General features: G+C 75.8%; 2 protein-coding genes. Both read left to right on the top strand.

Annotated elements, in window-relative coordinates:
- The first annotated feature begins 130 nt into the window (after positions 1-130).
- Positions 131-8,554, top strand: a complete 8,424-nt coding sequence (locus FDA94_RS38405; RefSeq protein ID WP_212735701.1) for a type I polyketide synthase — start codon at positions 131-133, stop codon at positions 8,552-8,554.
- A 7-nt stretch (positions 8,555-8,561) separates the two neighbouring features.
- The coding region (locus tag FDA94_RS38400; RefSeq protein WP_137251934.1) for a type I polyketide synthase at positions 8,562-11,560 on the top strand (2,999 nt) is incomplete at its 3' end.

Here is an 11,560-nt window from a genome sequence, read left to right as displayed (position 1 = left end):
GCTCGCCACCGGGCGCGCCCGTCTCCCGCACCGCGCCGGCGTCGTCGCGGCCGATCGCGACGGGCTTCTCGCGGCGCTCGGCGCGCTGGCCGAGGGCGGCGAGCATCCGTCGATCGCGCGGGCGGAGGCCGTGGCCCAGCCGCGCACCGCGTTCCTGTTCACCGGGCAGGGCAGTCAGCGGCCCGGCATGGGACGCGAGCTCCACCAGGCCGAACCCGTCTTCGCCGCCGCCTTCGACGCCGTCCTGGACGTGCTGGAACCCGGGCTCAGGGAGATCGTCTTCGCCGAACCCGGCACCCCGGAGGCCGCCCTCCTCGACGAGACCCGGTACACGCAGCCCGCGCTCTTCGCCCTGGAGACCGCCCTCTTCCGGTTCCTCGACCACCTCGGCGTCCGGCCCGACCTGCTCGCCGGGCACTCCATCGGCGAGGTCGCCGCCGCCCACGTCGCCGGGGTCCTGGACCTCGCCGACGCCGCCACGCTGGTCACCGCGCGCGCCCGGCTCATGCACGCCGCCCCGGCGGGCGGGGCGATGATCGCCGTCGAGGCCACCGAGGAGGAGATCCGGCCCCACCTCACCGAGGGCGTCGACCTGGCCTCGGTCAACGGCGCGCGGGCCGTCGTCATCGCGGGCGACGCCCCGGCCGCCCAGGCGGTCGCCGCGCGGTTCGCCGAAGAGGGCCGCCGGGTGCGGTCGCTGAAGGTCAGCCACGCGTTCCACTCGCCGCACATGGACCCCGTCCTCGACGAGTTCCACGCCGTGGCGGCCACCCTCACCTACCGCGCCCCGGCCGTGCCGATCGTCAGCACGGTCACCGGCCGGATCGCGACGGCCGGCGAGCTCGCCGATCCGGCGTACTGGGCCGGGCAGATCCGCCGGCCGGTCCGGTTCCACGACGCGGTCGCGGCGCTGCGGGACCAGGGCGTCACCACGACCCTCGAACTGGGTCCCGACGCCGTGCTGAGCGCCCTGACCGGCGACGGGATCCCGCTGCTCCGCCGCGACCACGCCGAACCCCGCACGGTGTCGGCGGCGATCGTGGCGGCGTACACGAAGGGGACCCCCCTCGACCTCACCCGGCTCATCGGCGGCGACGGCTCCCCACCGGCCGACCTGCCGACCTATCCGTTCCAGCGGGCCCGCTACTGGCTCGACGCCACTGCGAAGGAGAGCCTGTTCGAGCAGGTCACCGAGCTGGCCGACGGCGGCGTGCTGTTCGCGGGCCACCTGACGGACGGCGCGCACCCCTGGCTGGCCGACCACCGCATCGCGGGCGGCACCCCGCTGCCGGGGGCGTTCTTCGCCGACGCGGCGCTCCAGGCGGGCGCCCACGCGGGCGTTCCGGTCGTGGACGAACTGACCCTCGAAGCGCCCCTCCCGCTGCCGGCCCGGTTCCAGGTTTTGGTGGAACCGGCGGGCGACGACGGGCGGCGCGCGTTCGCCGTCCACGCCAGGAACGGCGACGAGCCCTGGACGCGGCACGCCTCCGGCCACCTCACCACCACCGCCGCGGACCCGGCCGTCGCGCCGGAGACCTGGCCCCCCACCGGGGCCGAGCCGGTGGACGTGGACGAGTGGTACACCGCGCTCGCCGACCTCGGCTACGAGTACGGGCCGGCGTTCCGGAACGTCCGGGCGGCCTGGCGGTCCGGCCGGACGGTCTTCACCGAGGTCGCGACCGCGCTCCCCCACGACGCCCGGTTCGGGCTGCACCCCGCGCTGCTGGACGCGGCGCTGCACCCGCTGCCCGTCACCGGCGACGGCGCGGGGCTGCGGCTGCCGTTCTCCTGGTCGGGGGTGCGGCTGCACGCCTCGGGCGCCTCGGCGCTGCGGGTCCGGATCGACCCGGCCGACCGCGACGGCGCGGCGCTGACGATCTGGGACGAGGCGGGCCGCCCGGTCGCCTCGATCGCGTCGGTGGTGCTGCGGGCCGGGGCCCGGTCGGCGCCCGCCTACGAGCTCACCTGGCGGCCGGTCCCGCTCCCGACAACGGCCTCCGAGGAGACCGACCTCGCGCCCGTGCCGCCCGGCCCGGCGGGCGAGGCGGCCGAGCGGGCGCTCGCGCTGGTCCACGCCCGGCTGTCGGGCGACTCGCCCCGGCTGGCCTTCGTGACCACGCGGGCGGTCGCCACCCGGAACGGCGAGCCCGTGGAGCAGCCGGGCCAGGCGGCGGTCTGGGGGCTGGTGCGCAGCGCGCAGAGCGAGCACCCCGGCCGGTTCGTGCTGGTCGACACCGACGGCACGGCCGCCTCCGAGCGGGCGCTGCCCGCCGCGCTGGTCCTGGACGAACCGCAGTTCGCCCTCCGCGACGGGCGGGTGCTGGTGCCCCGCCTGAGCCGGACCGGCGTGGGCGGCGGGGCGAGCCGGCTGCGGCCGGACGGCACCGTGCTGATCACCGGCGCGACCGGGTCGCTCGGCGGGCTCGTCGCCGAACACCTCGTCGTCCACCACGGCGTCCGGAACCTGCTGCTGGTCAGCAGGCGCGGCCCCGACGCGCCCGGCGCGGGAGACCTGCTCGACCGGCTGACCGCCCTCGGCGGCGTCCCCGAACTGGTCGCCTGCGACCTCGCCGACGGCGGCGCGGTGGCCCGCCTGCTGGCCGACCGGCCGGTCACCGCCGTGATCCACACGGCGGCCGTCCTCGACGACGCGACGGTCGCCGACCTGACGCCGGAGCGGCTGCGCGCCGTCCTGTCGGCCAAGGCCGACGGGGCCGACCACCTGAGCCGCCTGACCGCCGACCTGGACGCGTTCGTCCTGTTCTCCTCGATCACCGGCACCGTCGGCACCGCCGGTCAGGCCAACTACGCCGCCGCCAACGCCTACCTCGACGCGCTGGCCGCCCACCGTCACGCGCAGGGCCTGCCCGCCACCTCGCTCGCCTGGGGCCTGTGGGAGCAGGACGACGGCATGGCCGCCCACCTGTCGGCGGCCGACCTGGCGCGGCTGGCCCGGACCGGGGTCGCGCCGCTCTCCCGTGACGACGCGCTGACCCTGTTCGACGCGGCCCTGCGGACCGGCTGGGCCGGCCACCCCGTGCTGGTGACGGCCCGCCTCGACACCAAGGCGCTGGCCGCGCCGGGAGCTGTCGTGCCGCCGCCGTTGCGGTCGCTCGTGCCGCAGAAGAGCGCGGCTCCCGCGCCGCAGCGCGCCGCGACCGACCTGCTCGGCCTCGTCAGGGAGACCGCGGCGACCGTGCTCGGGCACGCGTCGGCCGACCCCGTCGCGGCCGGGCGCGCCTTCACCGACCTGGGCTTCGACTCGCTGGCCGCCGTCGACCTGCGCAACCGGCTGAGCGCCGCGCTCGGCGTCAAGCTGCCCACGACCCTGGTCTTCGACCACCCGACCCCGGCCGCCCTCGCCACGTGGCTGCGGTCGCGGCTCGCCGACGAGACGCCCCGGCCGCAGGAGCGGCCCCGGGCGACCCGGGCCGACGACCCGATCGCGATCGTCGCGATGGCCTGCCGCTACCCGGGCGGGGTGGCCTCGCCCGAGGACCTGTGGCGGCTGGTCGCCGACGGCGTCGACGCCGTCGGCCCCTTCCCCGCCGACCGCGGTTGGGACCTCGATGGCCTGTACGACCCCGACCCGGCCACCCCCGGCACCAGCTACGCACGGGACGGCGGCTTCCTCTACGACGCGGCCGGGTTCGACGCCGGGTTCTTCGGCATCAGCCCCCGGGAGGCGGCGGCGATCGACCCGCAGCAGCGGCTGCTGCTGGAGACGGCGTGGGAGACGTTCGAGCGGGCCGGCATCGACCCCGGGACGCTGCGCGGCTCCCGCACGGGGGTGTTCGCCGGGGTCATGTACAACGACTACGGCGCGCGCCTGCACCAGGCCGACCGGTCGCCCGAGGGTTTCGAGGGCTACCTGGTCAGCGGCAGCGCGGGGAGCGTGGCGTCGGGGCGGGTGGCGTACACGTTCGGGCTGGAGGGCCCGGCCGTCACCGTCGACACGGCCTGCTCCTCCTCGCTGGTCGCCCTGCACCTGGCCGTCCAGGCGCTGCGGCAGGGCGAGTGCGACCTGGCGCTGGCGGGCGGGGTGACCGTGATGGCCAGCCCCGCGACGTTCGTCGAGTTCAGCCGCCAGCGGGGGCTGTCGGCCGACGGCCGCTGCAAGGCGTTCGCCGCCGCCGCCGACGGGACCGGCTGGTCCGAAGGCGCGGGCCTGCTCCTGGTCGAACGCCTCTCCGACGCCCGCCGCAAGGGGCATCCCGTGCTCGCGGTCGTGCGGGGCACGGCCGTCAACCAGGACGGCGCGAGCAACGGCCTGACCGCCCCCAACGGCCCCTCGCAGGAGCGCGTCATCCGGCAGGCCCTCGCCAACGCCGGTCTGGCCCCCTCCGACGTGGACGCCGTCGAAGCCCACGGCACCGGCACCCGGCTCGGCGACCCGATCGAGGCGCAGGCCCTCCTCGCCACCTACGGGCAGGACCGCGAGCGGCCCGCCTGGCTGGGGTCGCTGAAGTCGAACATCGGCCACACCCAGGCGGCGGCGGGGGTCGGCGGGATCATCAAGATGGTCCAGGCCCTCCGGCACGGCCTGCTGCCCAAGACGCTGCACGTGGACGAGCCCACCCCGCACGTCGACTGGGAGAGCGGGTCGGTCCGGCTCCTCACCGAGGCCACCGACTGGCCGCACGACGAGAACCGGCCGCGCCGGGCCGCCGTGTCGTCGTTCGGCATCAGCGGCACCAACGCCCATGTCGTCCTGGAAGAGCCGGAGCCCGCGACCGCACCGCCTTCGGCGTCCGGACCGGTGCCGGTGCTCCTGTCGGCGCATGATCCGGAGGCGCTGCGGGCGCAGGCGCGTCTCCTGCACGACCACCTCGCCGCCGATCCCGGGCTCGACCTCGCCGCGACCGCCCGCACGCTGGCGACCGGCAGGGCAGCGCTGGGCCACCGGGCCGCCGTCGTCACCGACGACCGCGCCGAAGCGCTGGCCGCGTTGACGGCACTGGCCGACGGCCAAGAGCACCACGCCCTCATCACGAGGGAGGCCGGCGAGCCGAAGACCGCGTTCCTGTTCACCGGTCAGGGCAGCCAGCGCCCCGGCATGGGCCGCGAACTCTACGAGGCCGAACCCGTCTTCGCCGCCGCCTTCGACGCAGCCCTCGCCGAACTCGAACCCGGGCTCAAAGACATCATCTTCACCGAAAACGCCCTGCTCAACGAGACCCGCTACACCCAACCGGCCCTCTTCGCCCTCCAGACCGCCCTCTACCGGCTCCTGGAACACCACGGTCTCCGCCCGGACGCCGTGGCCGGGCACTCGGTCGGGTCCATCGCCGCCGCCCACGTCGCAGGGGTGTTCGACCTGCCCAGCGCCGCCAGGCTCGTCACCGCCCGCGCCCGCCTCATGCAGGAGCTGCCCTCCGGCGGGGCCATGGCGGCCCTGTCACTCGGCGAGGCCGACGCGCTGGAACTCCTGGACGGACTCACCGATCACGTCTCCCTGGCCGCGATCAACGGCCCCCATGCCACCGTCGTCTCCGGCAGCCTCGACGCCGTCCAGCAGGTCATCGAACGAGCCCAGGGCGCGAAGATCAAGCGGCTGACCGTCAGCCACGCCTTCCACTCACCCCTGATGGAACCCATGCTGGAGGAGTTCCGAAAGGTCCTCGACACCCTGGAGTTCGCCGAACCCGCCATCCCCATCGTCTCCGACCGCACCGGACACCTCGGCGGACTCGACGACCCCGACCACTGGGTCAGACACGTCCGCGAACCCATCCGCTTCACCGACGCCGTCGACACCCTCCTTGGCGACGGCATCCACACCTTCGTCGAAATCGGCCCCGACGCCGTCCTCACCGCCCTGCTCCCCGACCACGACGCCCACCCCACCCTCCGCCGCGATCAACCCGAAACCCTCACCCGGCTCCTGGCCACCCTCCACACCACCGGCCACCAGGTCGACTGGCACCTGCCCGGGACCGGCGTCGCGGACCTGCCCACCTATCCCTTCCAGCGCGAGCGCTACTGGCTCAATCCGCCGCCCACGCGCAGGGGCCCCGCCGACACCGGCCACCCGCTCCTCAGCTCGGTCGTCGACCTGGCGGGCGACGACGGCGTCGTCCTCACCGGGCGGCTGTCCACCCGGACCCACCCCTGGCTGGCCGACCACGTCATCGCGGGCACGCCCCTGCTCCCGGCCACGGCGCTGCTCGACCTGGCCCTGCACGCGGGCGACCGCGCCGGCACGCCGGTCGTGGACGAGCTCACGCTGCTCGCCCCGCTCCCCGTCCCCGCCGAGGGCGCGGTCGTCGTCCAGGTGGCGGTCGCGGCTCCCGGCCCCGACGGGCGGCGGGCCCTGACCGTCCACTCCCGCGACGACGCCCCCGGCGGTTCGTGGACGCCGCACGCCTCCGGCCACCTCACCGCCGACCTCCCCGAAGCGGCGGCGACGTCCCGGGCCTGGCCGCCCGGCGAGCCCGTCGACGTCGACGACGCCTACGAGCGGCTGGCCGCCCTCGGCTACGTCTACGGCCCGGCGTTCCAGAACCTCCGCGCCGCCTGGCGGCACGGCGACGACCTCTTCGCCGAGGTCGCCCTGGACGACGGGGGCTTCGCCCTGCACCCCGCGCTCCTCGACGCCGCCCTGCACCCGCTCGCGCTGGACGGCGACACCGTCCGGCTGCCGTTCTCGTGGACGGGCGTGCGGCGCGGCGTCCCGGCGGAAGGCACCGTCAGGGCGCGGCTGACCCCCAGGGGCGGCGACCGCTTCGCCCTGTCCGTGTGGAACCCCGACGGCGAGACCGTCCTGGACGGTGAACTGGCCGTCCAGGTGAAGCGGTCGGGCGGGCTGCACCGGGTCGCGTGGACGGCCGCGCCGGGCCGCGACGTCACGCCCTACACGCTGCTGCGGTCGGCGGGTGAGGCGCTCGACCACCTCCGCGCGCCCGGGACCGGTGACGCGGTGCTCGACGTGCGCGGCACCGGATACGGGCCGGTCACCACGGCCGTGCTGGAGGTCGTCCAGGCCTGGCTGGAGCAGGACGCGCCGGGCCGGCTGGCGGTGCTGACCCACCATGCCGTCGATGTGCTCGACGACGATCCGGTCACCGGCCTGGCGCAGTCGGCCCTGTGGGGGCTGGTGCGCACGGCGCAGACCGAGCATCCCGGCCGGTTCGTCCTGGTCGACACCGACGGCTCGGCCGACCCCGGGCAGGCGCTGGCCCTGGGCGAACCGCAGGTCGCCCTGCGGAACGGCGGGGCCCTCCTGCCCGCCCTGAAGCCCGTCCCGGTGAGCTCGGACACCGCGGCGATCCGGCCCGATGGGACCGTCCTGCTGACCGGCGCCACCGGCGCGCTGGGGGCGCTGCTGGCCGAGCACCTCGTCACCCGGTACGGCGTCCGGCACCTGCTGCTCGTCAGCAGGCGCGGCCCGGACGCGCCCGGCGCGGCCGACCTGGCGCGGCGGCTCACCGACCTGGGCGCGGCCCCCGTGGTGGCGGCCTGCGACACCGGCGACCCGATCCAGCTGCGGCGGCTGCTCGACGGCGTCCCGGCCGACCGGCCACTCAGCGCGGTCGTGCACGCCGCCGCCGTGCTCGACGACACCACCGTCACCGACCTCACGCCCGAACGGTTGCACTCGGTGCTGACCGCCAAGGCCGACGCCGCCCACTTCCTGCACCACTTCACCCGGCACCGGCCCCTGGACGCCTTCGTGCTGTTCTCCTCGGTCGCCGGGGTCATCGGCAACGCCGGGCAGGCCAACTACGCCGCCGCCAACACCTACCTCGACGCCCTCGCCGGACACCGGCGGGCCCTCGGGCTGCCGGCGACGTCCATCGCCTGGGGGCTGTGGGCGCAGGACGGCGGCATGGCAGGCGGGCTCGGCCCGGCCGAGCTGGCCAGGATCGCCCGCACCGGCGTCGCCCCGCTCGACCCCGCCGACGCGCTGGCCCTGTTCGACGCCGCGCTCGCCGGTGACGTGCCGGCGGTGGTCGCGGCCCGGTTCGACAGAGGGGACGCCGAGCGGCTCCCCCACCTGCTGCGGCCCCGCGCGAAACCGTCGGCCAAGAGGCCGGAGGAGGGCGTTCCCCCGCTGGTCAGGACGCTGACCGGCGCACCGGTCGCCGACCGGCCGGGGCTCGCGCTGAAGCGGGTGCGGGACGTGGTCGCCGACGTGCTGCGGCTGCCGTCGGGGCGGACCGTGCCGTCGGAGCGCGGCCTGCTCGACCTCGGGTTCGACTCGCTCACGGCGGTCGAGCTGCGCAACCGGCTGGCGGTGGAGACCGGGCTGCGGCTGCCCGCCACGCTCCTGTTCGATCATCCGACCCCCACCGCGCTCGCCGCCCACCTGCACGGCGAACTCGCCTTCCGGCTCCCCGGCGGCGCGGGCCCGGCCCTCACGGCACTGGACGCGCTGGCCGAGTCGGCCGCCGCGCTCGGCGACCGCGACCGGGAGCTCGTCGCGGCCCGGCTGTCGGCGCTGCTCGCGCTGGTGTCTCCCACCGGCCCGGCGGGCGTCGTCCAGGACGCCACCGACGAGGAACTCTTCCAGCTCATCGACACGCAACTCGGTTCCGACCACGAGGAGAGGTGACGGCACGATGACCACCGAGGCCAAGCTCCGCGACTACCTCAAGCGCGTCACCGGCGACCTGCTGCAGACCCGGCAACGGCTGTCGGAGGTCGAGTCGGCCCGCCACGAGCCGATCGCGATCGTCGGCATGGCCTGCCGCTATCCGGGCGGCGTGCGCTCGCCGGAGGACCTGTGGCGGGTCGTCTCCGAGGGCGTGGACGCCATCTCGCCGTTCCCCGGCGACCGGGGCTGGGACGTCTCCGCGCTGTACGACCCCGACCCGGCGCGCGTCGGGAGGACGTACACGAAGGAAGGCGGTTTCCTGCACGACGCCGCCGACTTCGACCCGGCCTTCTTCGGCATCAGCCCGCGCGAGGCGGTCAGCATGGACCCGCAGCAGCGCCTCCTGCTGGAGACCGCCTGGGAGGCGTTCGAACGGGCCGGCATCGACCCGGAGTCGGCGCGCGGTTCCCGGACGGGCGTGTTCGCGGGGGTCATGTACGCCGACTACGGCGGCCGGATCCGGCAGGCGCCCGAGGAGCTGGAAGGCTACATCGGCACCGGCAGCGCGGGCTCGGTCGCCTCGGGCCGGCTCTCCTATGTGCTCGGCCTGGTCGGCCCGGCCATCACGATCGACACGGCCTGCTCGTCGTCGCTGGTGGCGCTGCACCTGGCGGTCCGCGCGCTGCGGGCCGGCGAGTGCGACCTGGCCCTGGCGGGCGGCGCGACCGTGATCGCCACGCCCGGCCTGTTCGTCGAGTTCAGCCGCCAGCGCGGCCTGTCCCCCGACGGCCGCTGCAAGGCCTTCGCGGCGGCGGCCGACGGCACCGGGTGGGGCGAGGGCGTCGGCCTGCTGCTGGTCGAGCGCCTGTCGGACGCCGTCCGCAACGGCCACCCGGTCCTGGCGGTCGTGCGCGGCACGGCGGTCAACCAGGACGGCACGAGCGGCCAGCTCTCCGCCCCCAACGGCCCCGCCCAGCAGCGCGTCATCCGCGCGGCCCTGGCCGACGCGGGCCTGTCGCCCGCCGACGTCGACGCCGTCGAGGCCCACGGGACGGGCACCCGCCTCGGCGACCCGATCGAGGCCCAGGCCATCCTTGCGACCTACGGCCAGGACCGGGACGAACCGGCCTGGCTCGGGTCGCTCAAGTCGAACATCGGCCACACCCAGGCGGCGGCCGGGGTGGGCGGCATCATCAAGATGGTCCACGCGATCCGCCACGGCCTCCTGCCGAAGACCCTGCACGTGGACGAACCCACCCCCCACGTCGACTGGGACAGCGGCGCGGTCCGCCTCCTCACCGAACCGGTGCCGTGGCCCCGCGAGGAGGAGCGCCCACGCCGCGCGGCGGTGTCCTCGTTCGGCATCAGCGGCACCAACGCCCACGTCGTCATCGAGGAGGGCCCAGTCGCCCCCGAAGAGGCGCGCGAGCCGGTCTCCGGCCCGGTGCCGGTGCTGCTGTCGGCTCACAGCGCCGAGGCCCTGGTGGCACAGGCGCGGCAGTTGCGCGACCACCTCGTCGGCCGCCCGGATCTGGAGCCCGCGCGCATCGCGCACACGCTCGCCACGGGACGGGCCGCGCTCCCCCACCGGGCCGTGGCCGTCGCGGGCGACCGGGCCGCTCTGCTCGCCACGCTCGACGCGCTGGCCGCCGACCGGCCGCACGCGAACCTCGTCAGGGGCGTGGCGGCTCCGCGCGGGAAGGTGGTGTTCGTCTTCCCGGGTCAGGGCTCCCAGTGGGACGGGATGGCCCGTGACCTGCTGGCCACCTCTCCCGTCTTCGCCGAGCACCTGCACGCCGCCGCGCGCGCGATCGAGGCCCACGCGGGCTGGAACCTGATCGACGTGCTGAACGGCCCGTCCGTCGACCGGGTGGACGTCATCCAGCCCGCCCTGTTCGCCGTCATGACCAGCCTGGCCCGACTGTGGGAACACCACGGCGTACGACCCGACGCCGTCATCGGCCACTCCCAAGGAGAGATCGCCGCCGCCTACATCGCCGGAGCCCTCACCCTCGACGACGCCGCCAAGATCGTCACCCTCCGCTCCAAGGCCCTGCTCGCCCTCGCCGGAACCGGCGGCATGGCGTCAGTGCAGCTGGGAGCCGAAGACCTGGCCACCCACCTGGCCCCCTACGACGACCTCCACATCGCCGCCCACAACAGCCCCCACGCCACCGTCATCGCGGGCGACCCCGCCCAGCTCGACCACCTCCTCGCCACCCTCGACGCCCGCAGGATCCCCGTCGACTACGCCTCCCACAGCCCCCACGTCCACCGCCTCCGCGACGAACTCCTGACACTGCTCCAAGGCATCCGCCCGCAGCCGCCGGCCGTCCCCCTCTACTCGACCGTCACCCCCGAGATCCCCGACCTCACCCCCGAGTACTGGTTCGACAACCTCGCCCGGCCGGTCCTGTTTCACGAGACGCTCTCCAGGCTCCTGGACGACGGCCACACCACCTTCGTCGAGGCGAGCCCCCACCCCGTCCTCACGACCCCCGTCCAGGACACCGTCGACGACCCGGCCCTGCTGGTCACCGGCACCCTGCGCCGCGACAGGGGCACCCTTCACCAGTTCCACCTCAACCTGGCCGCGCTGAGGGCCGGCGGTCACGACGTCGACTGGCGGCTCCCCGGAACCGCCGTCGCCGACCTGCCCACCTACCCCTTCCAGCGCGAGCGCTACTGGCTGGAGGACGCCGCCGCCCCCGGCGACCCCGAGAGCCTGGGGCTGCGCGCCACCCGTCATCCGCTGCTGGCCGCCTCGACCACCCTCGCGACCGACACCCTCCTGCTGACCGGGCGGGCCGCCGCCCGCGTCCATCCGTGGCTGGCCGAGCACGCGATCCACGGCACGCCGGTGCTGCCCCCCGCGGCCTACCTCGACCTGGCCCTCCAGGCCGGGCGGGCGCTCGGCGGCCTCGCGGTCGCCGACCTGGTCGCCGGGCCGCCGCTGACCCTGCCCGCCGAGGGCGGCGTGGACCTGCAGCTCACCGTCGGCCCGCCGGACGAACGGGGCGAGCG

Origin of the sequence: Herbidospora galbida, assembly GCF_005233835.1 — a bacterium.
Classification (GTDB): Bacteria; Actinomycetota; Actinomycetes; order Streptosporangiales; family Streptosporangiaceae; genus Herbidospora; species Herbidospora galbida.
Note: the sequence above shows the minus strand (reverse complement) of the source record. Positions and strands in the feature narration are given on the sequence as shown.